Here is a 16,278-nt window from a genome sequence, read left to right on the forward strand (position 1 = left end):
GGTCCGGCCCGCGGCGGCCCGGCGCTGGACGGCCGGGTGCCGGGTGCGGCGGGACGGCCCACCGGGGCTGCCCGCGCGGCGGGAGCGCCTGGTGCGCGGCGGGGGCCCTGCTCGCGGCGGGGGCGCCCGGGCGGAGTCAGCCTCCCAGCAGGCCCCCGGTGAGGCCCTTCAGCGGCAGGGCGCCGAGCAGCCCGGCGTTGCCCTTGTTGTTCGGCTTGGTGTTCTCGGCGGGGGCCGCCTTCTCCTCGCGGTGCTGCCGCCGCTGCTGCGCGGTCTGCCCGGCCTCCAGGTCGCCGACCCGCTGCCGCTTCTCGGCGCGGTCCTTGCCCATGGCCTCGTGGATTTCGTTGTTGATGCCGCGCGCCTTGTGCGGAGCGAGGCCGTCGCTCAGCAGGCTGGCGAAACCGTTGATGCCTTCCGCCGGGTCGTTCGAGTGGGAGGTCGCGGACGCGCTGCCGGCACCCATGCCCACCGCCGCGGCGGCGAGGACGGCGATACCGAGAGTCTTGATGGTTCCCTGCTTCATCAGAATTCTGTCCTTGAGAGGGGGACTTGAGCCGATAGGCAAAATAACCACTCGGTCCGGCCCCCGCAAACACCGACGGCGTTCCGGAAAGGCGCGCTCAGCCATTCACCCTGTTGATAGGATTATCGGTTTTCGGGTGGGGAATCGCTGGTTACCGGCGATGCCCCCGCCACCTGGCGGAACAGCCATTCGGACTTCAGCTCCGCGTATCCCGGCTTGATGACGTCATTGATCATCGCCAGACGTTCATCAAAAGGAATGAAGGCCGACTTCATGGCATTGACCGTGAACCACTGCATGTCGTCCAGCGTGTAGCCGAAGGTCGACACGAGGTGCTGGAATTCGGTGCTCATGCTCGTACCGCTCATCAGGCGGTTGTCGGTGTTCACCGTCGCCCGGAACAGCAGCCGGCGCAGCAGGCCGATCGGGTGCTCGGCGTACGAGCGGGCGGCGCCGGTCTGGAGGTTCGAGGTCGGGCACAGCTCCAGCGGAACGCGCTTGTCCCGTACGTACTCGGCCAGCCGCCCGAGCCGCACGGTGCCGTCGTCGTCCACGTGGATATCGTCGATGATGCGCACGCCGTGGCCGAGCCGGTCGGCGCCGCACCACTGGAGCGCCTGCCAGATGGACGGCAGGCCGAACGCCTCGCCCGCGTGGATGGTGAAGTGGTTGTTCTCCCGCTTCAGGTACTCGAAGGCGTCCAGGTGCCGGGTGGGCGGGTAGCCGGCCTCGGCGCCCGCGATGTCGAAGCCGACGACGCCCGCGTCGCGGTAGCGGTTGGCCAGCTCGGCGATCTCCAGGGCGCGGGCGGCGTGCCGCATGGCGGTGAGCAGGGCGCCGACGCGGATGCGCCGCCCGGCCGCCGCGGCCCGGCGCTCGCCCTCGCGGAAGCCCTCGTTCACCGCCTCGACCACCTGCTCCAGCGTCAGCCCGCGCGTGAGGTGCTGCTCGGGCGCGTACCGGACCTCGGCGTAGACGACGCCGTCGGCGGCCAGGTCCTCGGCGCACTCGGCGGCGACCCGGGCCAGGGCCTCCGGCGTCTGCATGACGGCGCAGGTGTGCGCGAAGGTCTCCAGGTAGCGCTCCAGCGAGCCGGAGTCGGCGGCCTCCTGGAACCAGCGGCCGAGCCGGTCGGGGTCGGTCTCGGGCAGCGCGGCGTAGCCCGTCTCGCGGGCGAGGTCGACGACGGTGGCGGGGCGCAGGCCGCCGTCCAGGTGGTCGTGCAGCAGCACCTTCGGGGCGCGGCGGATCTGCTCCCAGGTGGGCACGGGGGTGTTCTCGGTCGTCATCTCGGCACCATACTCCTCTTTCCGGGCGTTTTGCTACGCGCGTAGAGCCTGCGGTCGGCGCGTCTGGCGCGGCGGGGTGCGGGGATGTGGCCTGCGTGTCGGCTACGCCGATATGTAACAGTGACCGAACGGGTGATGGCGCGCCCGCCGGCTTCTGGGAGGGTTGCCGCATGGCTCACGAAGCGTTGCCGGGACGGGACACAGCGGGGCGGGAACCTGGGGGAACGAACGCGGCGCGGGAACCTGGCCGGGCGGGCCCGGGCGGGGGCGGGCGGCCGGGCGCCGGTCGTACGGGTGCGGGACGGGCCGACGCGGGACGGGCCGACGCGGGACGGGCGGGCGCGGGACGGGCCGACGCGGGACGGGCGGGCGCGGGTGGGGCGCGTCTCGCCGGGTCCGGTGCGGGTGAGGTCGGCGAGGCGGACGAGGTGGGTCGGGCGGACGTCGCCGGGCCGCGCTCCGGCGGGGCGGAATCTGGCGGGGTCGTTCCTGGCGGGGTCGGTTCTGGCGCGGTCGGTTCCGGAGGGGTCGGTTCTGGCGAGGCTCGTTCCGCTGAGGTCGGTTCCGGCGAGGTCGGTTCCGGCGGGCCGGGGGACGGTCTGCGAGAAGCCCGGCTCGGCCGGGTCTGGCGGGCGCGGGCGGCGGACCGGACCCCGCGCGGCGTGGCCCTGCTGCTGCCCGAGGGGGCGCTGCGCGGCTCCGCGCGGCCCTCCGCGCTCGCGCTGGCCGGGCCCAGGCCGTACGCGCGGCGGCTGGTCCGGGCTGCCCGCGACGAGGGCCTGGTGGCCCACGTGGTGCACTACCGCCACCGCGGCTGGAACGGCACGGCGGCGGATCTCGCCGTGGACGCCGCCTGGGCGGTGCGGGAGGTGGTGCGCCGCTACGGCGACGTACCGGTGTGCCTGGTCGGCCAGGGCATGGGCGGCCGCGCCGCGCTGCGGGCCGCGGGGCACCCGGCGGTGTGCGCGGTGCTGGCCCTCGGGCCCTGGCTGCCCGAGCGGCAGGCCGCGTTCGATCCGGATCCGGTGCGCCAGCTCGTCGGGCGGCAGGTGCTGATCGTGCACGGCACGAACGACACGCGGGCCGAGCCCGCGCACTCCTACCGGTTCGCCGAGCGCGCCAAGAGCGTGAACCCGGGCGTGTGCCGCTTCGAGGTGCACGCGGACGGGCACCGGATGCGGCAGTACCGGGACGAGGTGCTGGCGCTGGCCGCCGACTTCCTGCTGGGCGCGGTGTTCGGCCGGGACTTCTCCCGTCCGGTCGCGGACGCGCTGGCGGCGCCGCCGCCGCTGGGGCTGCGGATGCCGCTGGCGGCGGGGTTCGGGCGGACGCTGGGGCGCTGAGCGCCTGGGGTGGGTGTGTGGGGTGCGCCGGTTCGTGGGCGTGCGGGGCCGGGGGCTCCGCGACCCGGCAGTCCCTCTCCGCCCCAGGCTCCCGCCTCTCCCGGCCCGGTCTGTTCGCTCAGCGCGGCAGCAGCTGGCCCCGGCGGCTGAGGACGAAGCGTTTGAAGGCCGCCACCGGTGCCGTGTCCGGGTGCCCGGCGAGCCAGGCGACGCCGATCTCGCGCACCGCGCGCGGCGCCGTGACCGAGAGTTCCACCACGCCGGGGCGCGGCACGGCGGGCGGGGGCAGGAGGGCCACGCCCAGGCCCGCGGCGACCAGGCCGCGCAGGGTCTCCGCCTCCTCGCCCTCGAAGGCGACGCGGGGGGTGAAGCCCGCCTCGGCGCACAGGGCGTCGGTGATGCGGCGCATGCCGTAGCCCGGTTCGAGGGTGACGAACGGCTCGCGGGCGGCCTCGGCCAGCCGGACGCGCCGCCGGGTGGCCAGCCGGTGGTCCTCGGGGACCACCAGCCGCAGCCGCTGTTCGTCCAGGCGGCGGGCGACGAGGTCGGGGGCGTCGGGCAGTGGCGAGGTGAGGCAGAGGTCCAGCTCGCCGGCGCGCAGCCGTTCGATCATCCACTCGCCGTAGTTCTGTACGAGCTGGAAGCGCACGCGCGGGTGGTCGGCGCGGAAGGCGCGGATCAGGCCGGGCACGGTCTCGGGGCCGAGGGTGTGCAGGAAGCCGAAGGCGACCAGGCCCGCGGCCGGGTCGGCGTCGGCCCGTACGGACTCGGCGGCGCGCTCGACCTCGGCGAGGGCCCGTTCGACGGAGCGCAGGAACGTGCGGCCCGCCGGGGTGAGCGCGACGGTGCGGCCGCGGCGGGCGAAGAGGGTGACGCCGAGGTCGGCTTCGAGGCGGGCCATGGCGCGGCTGACGGTGGACTGCGGCACGCCGAGCTGCTGGGCGGCGCGGGTGACGTGCTCGTGGCGGGCGACGGCGGCGAACTGGGCGAGCCGGGGAGTGAGGGCCGTGGCCCAGGAGCCGGACTCCAGGTCCGCTGTGACGGGTTTGTCATTTTCGTTGCCGTCGCGTGACGAGTGCGGCGCCGGCCTCGGCTGATGCTGCATGGGAACGATTATGGGGATTCCGTGCATTGGACGCATGAGGGGCGGCGTTCGTACGGTCGCTGTATGCCTGCTGCATATACCAAGGCGTCCACGGGAACCCCCGTGGACGCCGTTCACGAGTCCGTCGACGACACCCGGCTGCGCCCGGGCGGGCCCGGCTACCGCCGGATGAGCCTGGCCCTGTTCGCGGCGGGTGTCGCCACCTTCGCGCTGCTGTACTCCACCCAGGCCCTGCTGCCCGCCCTCTCCGACGACCTGCGGGTACGGGCCGACCAGGCGAGCTGGTCGGTGTCGGCGGCCACGGGCGGCCTGGCCCTGGCCGTGCTGCCGCTGAGCGCGCTGTCCGAGCGGTTCGGGCGGCGGGCGGTGATGACCGCGTCGCTGACGGTCGCCGCGCTGCTCGGGCTGCTCGCGCCGTTCGCGCCCGGCCTCGGCTGGCTGATCGCGCTGCGTACGGTCCAGGGCGTGGCGCTGGCCGGGCTGCCCGCGTCGGCGATGGCGTACCTGGCGGAGGAGGTGCGGCCGAGGGCGCTGGTGGGCGCGGTGGGCCTGTTCGTGGCGGGCAACAGCATCGGCGGCATGTCGGGCCGGGTGGTGGCCGGGTGGGTGGCCGAGGCCTGGGGCTGGCGGGCGGCGCTGGGCGCGGTGGGGCTGATGGCGGTGGCGGCGGTGGCGGTCTTCCGCGCGCTGCTGCCTCCCGCGCGGCACTTCACCCCGGCGCCGGTCGGCCCGCGCGCGGTGGCGCGCACGGTCGCCGGGCACCTGTCGAACCCGGTGCTGTGCCGCCTGTTCGCGATCGGCGCGCTGTTCATGACGGTCTTCGGCGCGGTGTACACGGTGATCGGCTACCGGCTGGTCGACGCGCCCTTCTCGCTGCCGCAGGGCGTCGTCGGCTCGGTCTTCCTCATCTACCTGGTGGGCACGGTCTCCTCGGCGGCGACCGGCCGCGTGGTCGGCCGCTGGGGCCGCCGCGGCGCGCTGTACCTGGCGGTGGCCACCACGGCGGCGGGCCTGCTGCTGACACTGGCCGCCTCGCTGGGGGCCGTCCTGGCGGGCCTGGTCCTCATCACGGCGGGCTTCTTCACCGGCCACGCGGCCGCCTCGTCGGCGGTCAGCCGCACGGCCACGACGGGCCGCGCGCAGGCGTCGGCGCTCTACCAGGCCGCGTACTACCTGGGCAGCAGCGCGGGCGGCGCGCTGGGCGCGGCGGCGTTCCGGGCGGCGGGCTGGCCGGCGACGGTGGCGCTGGGCCTGGCGGCGATGGCGGTGGCGGCGGGGATCACGCTGTACGCGACGCGGCGGGCCATGCGGTAGGGCCTGGGACCGCAGGTCTCAGTCGACCGGGAAGATGGCGGTGTCGAGCGTGAGGTCGAAGGGCTTCGGCAGGTGGATCTCCTTGCCGAAGCCCACCGTCTGCAAGACCTGGTAGATGTGGCTCTCCGGGTTGCCGAAGAGCGTGACGACCGGTCCGCCGCGCACCCACGCGTCCACGAGCAGGTAGAGCGGTACGCCCGCGCGGGCGTACCCGGCGAGCTTTTCCTTGCGGTCGTGGCGCGCGTTGGACTTCGAGGTGATCTCGACGACCAGTTCGGCGTCGGTGAGCGGAGCGTAGTCTCCCGACGGGCCCAGCGCGTCCAAGGCGGCGTGCGGGACCACGGCCAGGTCGGGGATGTAGAGGTTCCGGTGCGCGGGCTGGATGACTCCGAGGGTCTGGAAGATGCCCCAGTCCTCGGGAATCACGCTGTACAGACGGCGCTGCACCTTGTCGGCGATGCGGTTGTGGTTGTTGCTGGGCGGCGGTGCCACGGTGATGATCCCCTCGATGATCTCCACCTTGCAGCCCTCAGGAAAGCCCGGCTCCCTGGAGAGACGGACGAGGTCGTCCCACTCGTCGCGGCCCGTGGCCGAGATGTGGTCGACAGTGAGTGCGCTCATGGCGGTCTCCTCGCTCGGTGGCACCGATACCAGCATGCCGAATGTGGGCCGCACGGGTCCATCGCTCCCGTTCACCCTGATAGGTCACGGTCGGCCCGCGTGGCGACATCCGCCACCGGTCACACCGGATACGGCGATGGCACCCGCGCGGCACCGGGAAAACCCGCCCGCTAGGCTCGTTGGTACATACAGCGAGTGCCCCGGGGGGGCCGATGAAGATCGTGATTCCCGGTGGGACCGGTCAGGTCGGCGGCGTGCTGCGGCGCGCGCTGGCCGCCGCGGGCCACCAGGTGGTGGTCCTGACCAGGCAGCCGGTGCGCGACGGCGAGGTGCGGTGGGACGGCGAGACGCTGGGCCCGTGGGCCGAGGCCGTCGACGGCAGCGATGTCGTGATCAACCTGGCCGGGCGCAGCGTCAGCTGCCGCTACACCCCGGCCAACCTCCAGGAGATGATGAACTCGCGGGTCGACTCCGCGTGGGTCGTGGGCCGGGCGATCGAGGCGGCCGCCCGGCCGCCCCGGGTCTGGCTCCAGATGAGCACCGCCACCATCTACGCCCACCGCTACGACGCCCCGCACGACGAGGCCACCGGCGTGCTCGGCGGTACGGAGCCCGGGGTGCCGGAGTACTGGGCGTACAGCGTCGACATCGCCCGGAACTGGGAGCGGGTCCAGGAGCGGGCGGCGACCCCCCGCACCCGCAAGGTCGCCCTGCGGTCGGCCATGGTGATGAGTCCCGACCGCGGCGGCGTCTTCGACGTCCTGTCGTGGCTGGCCCGGCTCGGCCTCGGCGGGCCGGTCGCGGGCGGCAGGCAGTACGTGTCGTGGATCCACGACCGGGACTTCGTGCGGGCCGTCGAGTTCCTGGTCGCCCGCGACGACCTCGCGGGGCCGGTGAACCTCGCCGCCCCCGGGCCGCTGCCCCAGCGGGAGCTGATGCGGGCGCTGCGAGCCGCGTGGGGTGTGCCGGTCGGGCTGCCCGCGACCCGGTGGATGGCCGAGATCGGCGCGTTCGCGCTGCGCTCCGACACGGAGCTGCTGCTGAAGAGCCGCCGCGTCGTGCCGGGCAGGCTGCGGGAGGCCGGGTTCGGCTTCGACTTCCCCGACTGGCCGCAGGCGGCGGCCGACCTGGTGGGGCGGGCCCGGCGCCGGCCCGGCCGCGCCTCGCGCGAGGTCAGCCCACCCGGTCCAGGATCAGCGGTTCCGGGGTGAAGCCGGCCGGGTCCGGGGCGATGGTGACGCCGCCGTCCAGCGCCTGGAGCGCGTATCCGAACCGCTCCGGCGTGTCCGTGTGCAGCGTCAGCAGCGGGCTGCCCGCCGTGATCCGGTCGCCGGGCCTGGCGTGCAGCTCCACGCCCGCGCCCGGCTGGACCGGGTCCTCCTTGCGGGTACGGCCCGCGCCCAGGCGCCAGGCGGCCACGCCGACCGCGTAGGCGTCCACGCGGGTGACCACGCCCGTGGCCTCGGCGGTCAGCACGTGCCGCTCGCGGGCCGCCGGCAGGGGCGCGTCCGGGTCGCCGCCGTGGGCGGTGACCAGGCGGCGCCAGCGGTCCATCGCGGAGCCGTCGGCCAGCGCCTTCGCCGGGTCGGCGGCCGTCAGGCCGGCCAGGTCCAGAGCCTCGCGGGCCAGCGCCAGGGTCAGCTCGACCACGTCGGCCGGGCCGCCGCCGGCCAGCACCTCCACGGCCTCGCGCACCTCCAGCGCGTTGCCCGCCGTGCGGCCCAGCGGCGTGGACATGCCGGTGATCAGGGCGCTGGTCCGCACGCCGTGGTCCTCGCCCAGGCTCACCATCGTGGCCGCCAGCTCACGCGCGTCGGCGAACTCCTTCATGAAGGCGCCGGTGCCCACCTTCACGTCGAGCACCAGCGCGCCCGTACCCTCCGCGATCTTCTTCGACATGATCGAGGAGGCGATCAGCGGAATGGACTCGACCGTGCCGGTCACGTCGCGCAGCCGGTACAGCTTGCGGTCGGCGGGGGCCAGGTCCTCGGTGGCCGCGCAGATCACGCAGCCGGGGTCGCGCAGGAAGGCGGCCATCTCCGCGCGGGTGACCTCCGACCGCCAGCCGGGGATGGACTCCAGCTTGTCCAGCGTGCCGCCGGTGTGGCCCAGACCCCGGCCGGACAGCTGCGGCACGGCCGCGCCGCAGGCGGCCAGCAGGGGGGTCAGCGGCAGGGTGATCTTGTCGCCGACGCCGCCCGTCGAGTGCTTGTCCGCGGTGGGGCGGGGCAGGGCGGAGAAGTCCATGCGCTCGCCGCTGGCGATCATCGCGGCGGTCCACCGGGCGATCTCGGCCCGGTCCATGCCGTTGAGGAGGACGGCCATGGCGAGGGCGGACATCTGCTCGTCGGCCACCTCCCCGCGCGTGTAGGCGGCCACCACCCAGTCGATCTGGGCGTCGGTCAGGCGGCCGCCGTCGCGCTTGGTGCGGATAACGGAGATGGCGTCCATGGGTCACGGCCTTTCTGCGGGTGGGGGTGGCTCTCCTCGGGCGGCGGGCGGCGGGCGGCTCGGGGGCCCGCGCGCGTCCGGGTTCCGCGTGCGTACGTCCGGGTTCCGCATACGTCCGGGTTCCGGGGCGTACGGGCTCACGGGGGCGGGCGCGGTCCCGGTCAGCCTCGCACGCGCTCCAGGTCCTCGGGCCCGAACGCGTCCGGCAGCAGCTCCGCGAGCCTGCGCACCCCGGAGCGGGTGTCCACCGCCAGGTCCGGGCCGCCGTGCTCCCACAGCAGCTGGCGGCAGCGGCCGCACGGCATCAGCACCGTGCCCCGGCGGTCGCAGCAGGTGAACGCGACCAGGCGGCCGCCGCCGGAGGCCACCAGGGCGGACACCAGGCCGCACTCGGCGCACAGCGCCACGCCGTACGCCGCGTTCTCCACGTTGCAGCCGGTGACCGTGCGGCCGTCGTCCACGAGGGCGGCGGCGCCCACGGGGAAGTCCGAGTACGGGGCGTAGGCCCGGGACATCGCGTCCCGGGCCCGCGCGCGCAGGTCCTCCCAGTCGCCGGTCCCCAGGGGGGCGGGTGCGCTCACTGGTCCGTTCCTTCCCGTCCGTCGCGGCGAGCTGCTAGGTTCCCTGTCCTCTGCGGTACGGCCTGCCGTCCGCCTTCGGCATCCGCAGGCGCTGCGCCGCCAGCCCCATGACCAGCAGGGTCACAATGTACGGCGTGGCGCTGACCAGTTCGTTGGGCACCGTGTCCGTCAGCGCGTACCACACGACGAGCAGCGCCGTGGCGCCCGCGCACACCGCCGCCGCCACCCGGGCGCCCCGGTACAGCCGCCAGGCGGCGAGCGCGGCGAGGCCGATGGCGGCGAGCAGCAGCAGGGCGTGCACGGTCGCGCCGCCGTTGCGCAGCTGGAGGGCGTCGGAGTAGCCGAACAGGCCCGCGCCCAGGGCCAGGCCGCCCGGCCGCCAGTTGCCGAAGAGCATGGCGGCCAGGCCGATGTAGCCGCGGCCGCCGGTCTGCCCCTCGTTGTAGATGTGCGAGCGGACCAGGGCGAGGAAGACGCCGCCGAGTCCGGCCAGCGCGCCGGAGACGGTCACGGCCGCGTACTTGTACAGGTAGACGTTGACGCCGAGGGACTCCGCGGCCGTCGGGTTCTCGCCGCAGGACCGCAGGCGCAGGCCGAAGGAGGTCTTCCACAGCACGAAGAACGTGCCGACGACGAGCGCGATGGACACGATCGTCAGGGTGGAGATGTCGGTGACCAGGCCGCCGAGCAGCCCCGCGAGGTCGGAGACGAAGAACCAGTGGTGCTTCTCCACGTCCGCGAGCCAGTCGGACAGGCCCGGCACGGTCACGTCCTGGATGTCCCCGACCTGCGGCGACTGCTTGGGGCTGCCGCCCTGGTCGGCGAGCGGTTCGAACCAGCGCTTGGCGAGGTAGGTGGTGGCGCCGAGGGCGAGGATGTTGATGGCGACGCCGGAGATGATGTGGTCGACGCCGAAGGTGACGGTGGCGACGGCGTGCACCAGGCCGCCGACCGCGCCGCCGAGGACTCCGGCGAGCACGCCGACCCAGGGGCTGGTCTGGTAGCCCGCCCAGGCGCCGAAGAACGTGCCGAGGACCATCATGCCCTCAAGGCCGATGTTCACCACCCCGGCCCGCTCGGCCCACAGCCCGCCGAGCCCGGCGAGGCCGATGGGCACGGCCATGGACAGGGCGGCGGCCACCTGCCCGGAGGAGGTGATGCTGTCGAACGCGCCCTGGTCGCGGGCGGAGACCAGCTCGCGGACGACCGACAGCACGACCAGCGCGGCGGCCAGCAGCAGCAGCGCCGTGGCGAAGGTCATGCGGCGGCGGGCCGGGGCGGCCTTCGGGGTACGGGCCGGGGCGGCGGTGGCGGTCATGCCGTCACCTCCTTGCCCGCGGTACGGGCCTGGGCGGCGAGTTCCGCGCCCACCCGCTGCTGCTGGCGCTTCAGACCGAAGCGGCGCACCAGTTCGTAGGCGATGACGACGCACAGCACGATGACGCCCTGCATCACGCCGACGATCTCCTTGTCGTAGTTCTCGAACTCCAGGCGGTTGCCGCCGCGTTCGAGGAACGCCCACAGCAGGGCGGCCAGCGCTATGCCGACCGGGTTGTTGCGGCCGAGCAGCGCGATGGCGATTCCGGTGAAGCCGAGGCCGGTGGGGAAGTCCGAGGTGAACTGGTGGGTGTCGTTGAGCAGGGTCGGCATGCCGACCAGGCCCGCGGTGGCGCCGGACAGGGCCATGCTGGCGAGCACCATGCGCCGGACGTCGACGCCGCTGGCCTGGGCGGCGGACTCCGAGCGGCCCACGGCGCGCAGGTCGAAGCCGAAGCGGGTGCGGCCCAGCAGGAACCAGTACGCGGCGCCCGCGGCGGCGGCCACGACGATGAAGCCCCACACCGGGTCCAGGCCGGCGCCCGCGGGGAAGGTGAAGAAGTGGCTGGAGGAGGGCAGCGGGTCGGTGGAGACGATGTTGGTCTGCCGGTCCAGCACGGCCAGCCGCCCGTCCACCAGCAGGTAGCTGATCAGCGAGGTGGCCAGGGCGTTGAGCATGATAGTGCTGATGACCTCGCTGACACCCCGGTAGACCTTCAGCAGGCCCGCGACCGACGCCCACAGCGCGCCGGTGAGCATCGCGACGAGGATGATCAGCGGGATCTGGAGGGCGCCGGGCAGGGTCAGCGCGCCGCCCAGCACGGCGGCGAGGAAGGCCGCGAGCCGGTACTGGCCGTCGACGCCGATGTTGAACAGGTTCATCCGGAAGCCGACGGCCACGGCCAGGCCCGCGAGGTAGTAGGTGGTCGCCTTGTTGAGGATGTAGACCTGGCTGTCGGACTTCAGGCCGTAGTCGGCCATCACGCCGAAGGCGTTGAACGGCTGCTTGCCGGTGGCGGCCAGCACCAGCGCGGTCAGCAGGAAGGCGGCGGCGAGCGCCAGCACCGGCGCCGCGACCGCGAGCAGCACCCGCTCCCTGTCGAGGGCGAACCTCTTGCGGGCCGCGTCGAGCCGGGTCATCGGGCACCTCCGTCGGCCGCTTCGGTCCCGGTCCCGGGCTCGCCGGATTCCGGTGGTGCGGGCGCGGGCGGCGGCTGGAGGCGGCCGGTCGCCGCGCCCGTCATGGCCGAGCCCAGCTCCTCGGGCGTGATGGCGGCCGGGTCGGCGTCGGCCACCAGCCGCCCCCGGTACATCACGCGCAGCGTGTCGGACAGGCCGATCAGCTCGTCGAGGTCGGCGGAGATCAGCAGCACGGCCAGGCCCTCGCGGCGCGCGGCGCGGATCTGGTCCCAGATCTGCGCCTGGGCGCCGACGTCCACGCCCCGGGTGGGGTGCGCGGCGATGAGCAGCTTGGGGCGGTGGCTCATCTCGCGGCCGACGATCAGCTTCTGCTGGTTGCCGCCGGACAGCGACCCGGCGGTGACGTCGATGCCGGGCGTGCGCACGTCGTACGCGGCGACGACGCGCTCGGTGTCGCGGCGGGCGGCGCCCGGGTCGAGCAGGCCGCGGCGGCTGTTGGGCGGCTCGGTGACGTGGCCGAGCATGCGGTTCTCCCACAGCGGGGCGTCCAGCAGCAGGCCGTGCCGGTGGCGGTCCTCGGGGATGTAGCCGATACCGCCCTCGCGGCGCCTGCGGGTGGGGGCGTGGCTGATGTCGGCGCCGTCGAGGGTGACGGTGCCGGCGTCCGGGCCGCGCATGCCCATGATCGCCTCGACCAGTTCGGCCTGGCCGTTGCCCTCCACGCCGGCGATGCCCAGCACCTCGCCCTTGCGGATGACCAGGTCGACGCCGTCCAGCACGGCCCGCTCGACGCCGTCCACGTCGGTGGTGGCCAGCCGCAGCCCCTCGACGCGCAGTACGGGGATGTCGGTGACGGTGGACTCGCGGGTCTCCGGCGAGGGCAGTTCGCTGCCGACCATCAGCTCGGCGAGCTGCCGCGGGGTGGTCTCGGCGGGGACGACGGAGGCCACGGTGGTGCCGCGGCGTATGACGGTGATGTCGTCGGCCACCGACAGCACCTCGCCCAGCTTGTGGGAGATGAACAGCACCGTCAGGCCCTCGGCCGTCAGCTCCCGGAGGTTGTCGAACAGGGCGTCGACCTCCTGCGGGACCAGGACGGCGGTCGGCTCGTCCAGGATCAGCGTGCGGGCGCCCCGGTAGAGGACCTTGAGGATCTCCACGCGCTGGCGGTCGGCGACGCCGAGGTCCTCCACGTACGCGTCGGGGCGTACGTTCAGCCCGTACGCGTCGGAGATCTCGCGGATCCGGGCGCGGGCGCGGGCGCCGATGCCGTACGCCTTCTCGGCGCCGAGGACGACGTTCTCCAGCACGGTGAAGTTGTCGGCGAGCATGAAGTGCTGGTGGACCATGCCGACGCCGCGGGCGATCGCGTCGGCCGGGGAGTGCAGTTCGGCCGCCTGGCCGTCGATGGCGACGGTGCCCTCGTCGGGGCGCTGCATCCCGTACAGGATCTTCATCAGCGTGGACTTGCCCGCGCCGTTCTCGCCGACGAGGGCGTGCACGGTGCCGCGGCGCACGGTGAGGTGGATGTCGTGGTTGGCGACGACGCCGGGGAACCTCTTGGTGATTCCGCGGAGTTCTACGGCGACGCCGGAGACGTCGGCGGCTGGGGCGCCCGCGGGGGCGCTGGCGGCTTTGATGGCGCACTCCAGGTGGCGAGGGGGTGGTGCGTGGCCGTGGGGGTGGCCGCGGACGGGCGGACGGTGCGGGCGTCCGCCGGTCCGACGGGCCCGGCGGGGGGACCGGGCGGCGTGCGGGTGGCCGGGTGCTCGGCGGCGGTCAGTCCTTGTAGGTGTCGGTCACCTTGATCTCGCCGGCGACGATCTTCTGCTGGGCGGCCTCGATCTTCGGCTTGACGTCGTCGAGGAAGCCGCCGGAGTACGACAGCGCGACGCCGCCCTTCTTCAGGTCGTAGGTCTGCACGCCGGTCTCGGGCTTCTTGGCCTGCACGACGCTCTTGACGTAGTCGTAGACCGAGCCGTTCACGTTCTTGACCATGGAGGTCAGGATGGCGTGCCGGTAGGGGGCGAGGCCCTTGTCGTAGTACTGGTCGCCGTCGACGCCGATCGACCAGGCGCCCTTCTTCTTGGCCGTGGCCTCGATGGCGCCGACGCCGGAGCCGCCGGCCGCGGAGTAGATGACGTCCACGCCGCCGGCCAGCATGCCCTCGGCGATGTCCTTGCCGCGGTCGGGGAGGCCGAAGCCCTTGGGCGTCGGGTCCACCCACTGGACGTCCAGGGTGGCCTTGGCGTTGGTGTCCTTCAGCCCCTGCTGGAAGCCGCCCGCGAACTTCTTGATCAGCGCGCTGTTGGTGCCGCCGATGAAGCCGACCTTGTCGGTCTTCGTCTTCAGGCCGGCCGCGACGCCGGCCAGGTAGGAGCCCTCCTGCTCGGCGGAGACCAGGCTGGCGACGTTGGGCAGGTCGACCACCGAGTCGATGATCGCGAAGTCGGTGTCCTTGTACCGCTGGGCGGCCTTGGTGAGGGCGGGGGTGTAGGCGTAGCCGACGGCGACGACGGGGTTGAAGCCCGCCTCGGCGAGGTCGGCGAGCTTCTGGTAGCGGTCGGCGTCGGTGTCGCCGTCCTTGGCCGTCATCTCCTTGCCCTTGATCTTGAAGTCCTTCAGGGCCTTGTCATAGCCCTGGGCGGCGGAGTCGTTGAACGAGTGGTCGCCGCGCCCGCCCACGTCGTAGGCGAGGCCGACGCCCTGGTCCTTGCCGCCCTCCTCGGAGCTGCTGCCACACCCGGTGGCGGTGAAGGCGAGTGCCGCGGTGGTGAAACACGCGGCGGCGATGGTGGCTACCCGGCGCACGAGGGTCCCCTCTGAGCTAGAACACGCCCTGGCGAGGCGCTGGTTTGCGCGGCATCGTATACGCGCGTAGATGTCAGGTAAAGGCTGAGTCGGAAGCTGTTATCGGATTGTCGTGCGGCGGGCCTCGCCCCCTTCCCCGCGGCCCGGCCGGCCCGGCCGTCCGGTTCGCCCTGTCCGGCCTGCCGGGCTGTCCGGCCTGTGGTCCGCTGCGGCGCGCGGGCGTCTGTCGGCCGCCGGGTCACGGGGCGCTCCGGTCCGCCGCGCGGGCGGCGCCGCGGCTCGCCGCCGCAGGGCCTTCGAGGCCGCCGTCCGCCGGGCGGGGCCCGTCCAGCAGGGCCGCGGCGGTCAGCAGCTCCACCCCCACCGCGATGGCGTCCTCGTCCGCGTCGAAGTCGCCGGAGTGCAGGTCGAGCGGGGCGGTGTCACCCGTGGCGCGCACGCCGAGCCGGGCCATCGCGCCCGGCACGTGCTCCAGGTACCAGGAGAAGTCCTCGCCGCCCAGGCTCTGCTCGGTGTCCTCCACCGCGCCCGCCCCGCGCCGCGCGGCCATGGCGCGGCGCAGCAGCGCGGTGGAGTCCGGCTCGTTGACCACCGGCGGCACGCCGCGCACGTAGCGGACCTCCGGCTCCGCCCCGTGCAGCCGCGCGACCTCCTCCACCGCCGCCCGCACCAGGCCGGGCGCCTCGCGCCAGGCGGGCAGGGTCAGGCAGCGGACCGTGCCGGCCAGCTCGGCGCGCTGCGGTATGACGTTGCAGGCGTGGCCGGTCTGGAGCAGGCCCCAGGTGACCGCGAGGCCCGAGCGGGTGTCGACGCGGCGGGCCAGCAGCGCGGGCACGTCGGTGGCCACCCGGGCGGCGGCGGTCACCAGGTCGGTGGTCAGGTGCGGGCGGGCGGTGTGCCCGCCGGGGCCGGCGAGGGCGACCTCCAGGCGGTCGACCGCGGAGGTCAGCGGGCCGGTGCGCAGGCCGATGCGGCCGACCTCGACCTTCGGGTCGCAGTGCACCGCGAGGATGCGGCCGACGCCCTCCAGCGCGCCCGCCGCCACCACGTCGACGGCGCCGCCCGGCAGCACCTCCTCGGCGGGCTGGAACAGCAGCCGCACCGGGCGCGGCAGCAGGCCCGCCCGCTCCAGACCGGCCAGCACCAGGCCCGCGCCGAGGACGACGGCGGTGTGCACGTCGTGGCCGCAGGCGTGCGCGCGGTCCGGGACGGTGGAGCGGTAGGGCACGGCCTTGGTGTCGGGGATGGGCAGGGCGTCGATGTCCGCGCGCAGCGCGAGCCGCCCGGCCGGACCGCCCCGGCCGCCGCCGTCCTCCCGCGCGGCGGGCTCCGGTGCGGGCGCGGCGCCGATGTCGCACAGCAGGCCGGTGCCGCCCGGCAGCACGCGCGGGGCGAGCCCGGCCCGCTCCAGCCGGTCCCGGAGGGCGTCGGTGGTACGGAACTCCTCGCCGCCCAGCTCGGGGTGCATGTGCAGGTCGCGCCGGAAGGCGACCAGCTCGGCGCGCAGCGCCTCGGCCAGCGCGCCGGGCAGCCCGGCGCCGTCGGCGCGGGCGGCACTCGGCGGCGGGGGGATCAGGTGCTCCACGCGATGAAGGGTAGAACGCCGGGCGGACCGGCGGTCGCCGTTCCGCACACGGCCGGGCGGCCGGACGCGCGGCGGGCGGGACCGGCCACTTGATCTTCCTCGTCAGGGACCGGGCGCGGGTGTTGTGTGAGGTACGTCACTTGAGTGGCCGCCAAGGGGGTGCGTCCCCCGGGGCGGGCTCGCGGGACGCCGCGC

The 16,278-nt window shown here is 74.4% G+C and carries 14 protein-coding genes; 3 read left to right on the forward strand and 11 right to left on the reverse strand.

What is annotated here, in order from left to right:
* Positions 1–136: 136 nt before the first annotated feature.
* Positions 137–526: a hypothetical protein gene (locus RKE29_RS18740; protein WP_312006582.1), complete on the reverse strand. Its 390-nt coding sequence runs from the start codon at positions 524–526 to the stop codon at positions 137–139.
* A 122-nt stretch (positions 527–648) separates the two neighbouring features.
* Positions 649–1,815 (reverse strand): adenosine deaminase, encoded by a 1,167-nt coding sequence (locus RKE29_RS18745; protein ID WP_312006583.1) that lies wholly within the window; start codon positions 1,813–1,815, stop codon positions 649–651.
* A gap of 599 nt (positions 1,816–2,414) precedes the next feature.
* Here RKE29_RS18745 and RKE29_RS18750 point away from each other — a divergent pair.
* Complete coding sequence (locus RKE29_RS18750) at positions 2,415–3,158, forward strand: alpha/beta hydrolase (protein ID WP_312006593.1); 744 nt, start codon at positions 2,415–2,417, stop codon at positions 3,156–3,158.
* Between the two features lie 118 nt (positions 3,159–3,276).
* On the opposite strand, the gene RKE29_RS18755 is transcribed toward RKE29_RS18750, so the two are convergent.
* The gene (locus tag RKE29_RS18755) at positions 3,277–4,263 is read right to left on the reverse strand and encodes a LysR family transcriptional regulator (RefSeq protein WP_312006584.1); all 987 of its coding nucleotides are present in this window, start codon (positions 4,261–4,263) and stop codon (positions 3,277–3,279) included.
* 63 nt (positions 4,264–4,326) lie between these two features.
* On the opposite strand from RKE29_RS18755, the gene RKE29_RS18760 reads away from it, so the two are divergent.
* Entirely contained in the window at positions 4,327–5,577 is a 1,251-nt protein-coding gene (locus tag RKE29_RS18760; protein WP_312006585.1) for an MFS transporter, read from the forward strand.
* 18 nt (positions 5,578–5,595) lie between these two features.
* On the opposite strand, the gene RKE29_RS18765 is transcribed toward RKE29_RS18760, so the two are convergent.
* Positions 5,596–6,198, reverse strand: a complete 603-nt coding sequence (locus RKE29_RS18765; protein ID WP_312006586.1) for a Uma2 family endonuclease — start codon at positions 6,196–6,198, stop codon at positions 5,596–5,598.
* A gap of 212 nt (positions 6,199–6,410) precedes the next feature.
* Between RKE29_RS18765 and RKE29_RS18770 the strand changes: the two genes are divergently transcribed.
* Positions 6,411–7,409 carry a DUF1731 domain-containing protein gene (locus RKE29_RS18770; RefSeq protein WP_312006587.1) on the forward strand — a complete coding sequence of 333 codons (999 nt, stop codon included), beginning with the start codon at positions 6,411–6,413 and terminating at the stop codon, positions 7,407–7,409.
* Here the strand turns inward: RKE29_RS18770 and RKE29_RS18775 are convergent.
* The 7 genes from RKE29_RS18775 to RKE29_RS18805 all read right to left on the reverse strand — a co-directional run bounded on the left by RKE29_RS18775 (position 7,372) and on the right by RKE29_RS18805 (position 16,083).
* Positions 7,372–8,649 (reverse strand): thymidine phosphorylase, encoded by a 1,278-nt coding sequence (locus tag RKE29_RS18775; protein ID WP_312006588.1) that lies wholly within the window; start codon positions 8,647–8,649, stop codon positions 7,372–7,374. The genes RKE29_RS18770 and RKE29_RS18775 overlap by 38 nt on opposite strands.
* Before the next feature lie 161 nt (positions 8,650–8,810).
* On the reverse strand, positions 8,811–9,164 hold the full coding sequence (locus RKE29_RS18780; protein WP_312006594.1) for a cytidine deaminase: 354 nt from the start codon (positions 9,162–9,164) through the stop codon (positions 8,811–8,813).
* A gap of 100 nt (positions 9,165–9,264) precedes the next feature.
* A complete protein-coding gene (locus RKE29_RS18785; protein WP_312006589.1) occupies positions 9,265–10,548 on the reverse strand; it encodes an ABC transporter permease in 1,284 nt (427 codons plus the stop codon).
* The gene (locus RKE29_RS18790; protein WP_312006590.1) at positions 10,545–11,687 is read right to left on the reverse strand and encodes an ABC transporter permease; all 1,143 of its coding nucleotides are present in this window, start codon (positions 11,685–11,687) and stop codon (positions 10,545–10,547) included. The genes RKE29_RS18785 and RKE29_RS18790 overlap by 4 nt, the downstream gene beginning before the upstream one ends.
* Entirely contained in the window at positions 11,684–13,327 is a 1,644-nt protein-coding gene (locus RKE29_RS18795) for an ABC transporter ATP-binding protein (RefSeq protein ID WP_312006595.1), read from the reverse strand. The genes RKE29_RS18790 and RKE29_RS18795 overlap by 4 nt, the downstream gene beginning before the upstream one ends.
* A gap of 139 nt (positions 13,328–13,466) precedes the next feature.
* The gene (locus RKE29_RS18800) at positions 13,467–14,498 is read right to left on the reverse strand and encodes a BMP family ABC transporter substrate-binding protein (protein ID WP_312006591.1); all 1,032 of its coding nucleotides are present in this window, start codon (positions 14,496–14,498) and stop codon (positions 13,467–13,469) included.
* 238 nt (positions 14,499–14,736) lie between these two features.
* Positions 14,737–16,083 carry an amidohydrolase gene (locus RKE29_RS18805; protein WP_312006592.1) on the reverse strand — a complete coding sequence of 449 codons (1,347 nt, stop codon included), beginning with the start codon at positions 16,081–16,083 and terminating at the stop codon, positions 14,737–14,739.
* Positions 16,084–16,278: the final 195 nt, after the last annotated feature.

Origin of the sequence: Streptomyces sp. B1866, from assembly GCF_031932565.1 — a bacterium.
Lineage (GTDB): Bacteria > Actinomycetota > Actinomycetes > Streptomycetales > Streptomycetaceae > Streptomyces.

Excerpts from the sequence above, each read along its gene's own strand:
- RKE29_RS18775 (WP_312006588.1), bottom strand. The coding sequence starts at position 8,649 with ATGGACGCCATCTCCGTTATCCGCACCAAGCGCGACGGCGGCCGCCTG.
- RKE29_RS18755 (WP_312006584.1), bottom strand. The coding sequence starts at position 4,263 with ATGCAGCATCAGCCGAGGCCGGCGCCGCACTCGTCACGCGACGGCAAC.
- RKE29_RS18780 (WP_312006594.1), bottom strand. The coding sequence starts at position 9,164 with ATGTCCCGGGCCTACGCCCCGTACTCGGACTTCCCCGTGGGCGCCGCC.
- RKE29_RS18745 (WP_312006583.1), bottom strand. The coding sequence starts at position 1,815 with ATGACGACCGAGAACACCCCCGTGCCCACCTGGGAGCAGATCCGCCGC.
- RKE29_RS18760 (WP_312006585.1), top strand. The coding sequence starts at position 4,327 with ATGCCTGCTGCATATACCAAGGCGTCCACGGGAACCCCCGTGGACGCC.
- RKE29_RS18785 (WP_312006589.1), bottom strand. The coding sequence starts at position 10,548 with ATGACCGCCACCGCCGCCCCGGCCCGTACCCCGAAGGCCGCCCCGGCC.
- RKE29_RS18790 (WP_312006590.1), bottom strand. The coding sequence starts at position 11,687 with ATGACCCGGCTCGACGCGGCCCGCAAGAGGTTCGCCCTCGACAGGGAG.
- RKE29_RS18770 (WP_312006587.1), top strand. The coding sequence starts at position 6,411 with ATGAAGATCGTGATTCCCGGTGGGACCGGTCAGGTCGGCGGCGTGCTG.
- RKE29_RS18740 (WP_312006582.1), bottom strand. The coding sequence starts at position 526 with ATGAAGCAGGGAACCATCAAGACTCTCGGTATCGCCGTCCTCGCCGCC.
- RKE29_RS18765 (WP_312006586.1), bottom strand. The coding sequence starts at position 6,198 with ATGAGCGCACTCACTGTCGACCACATCTCGGCCACGGGCCGCGACGAG.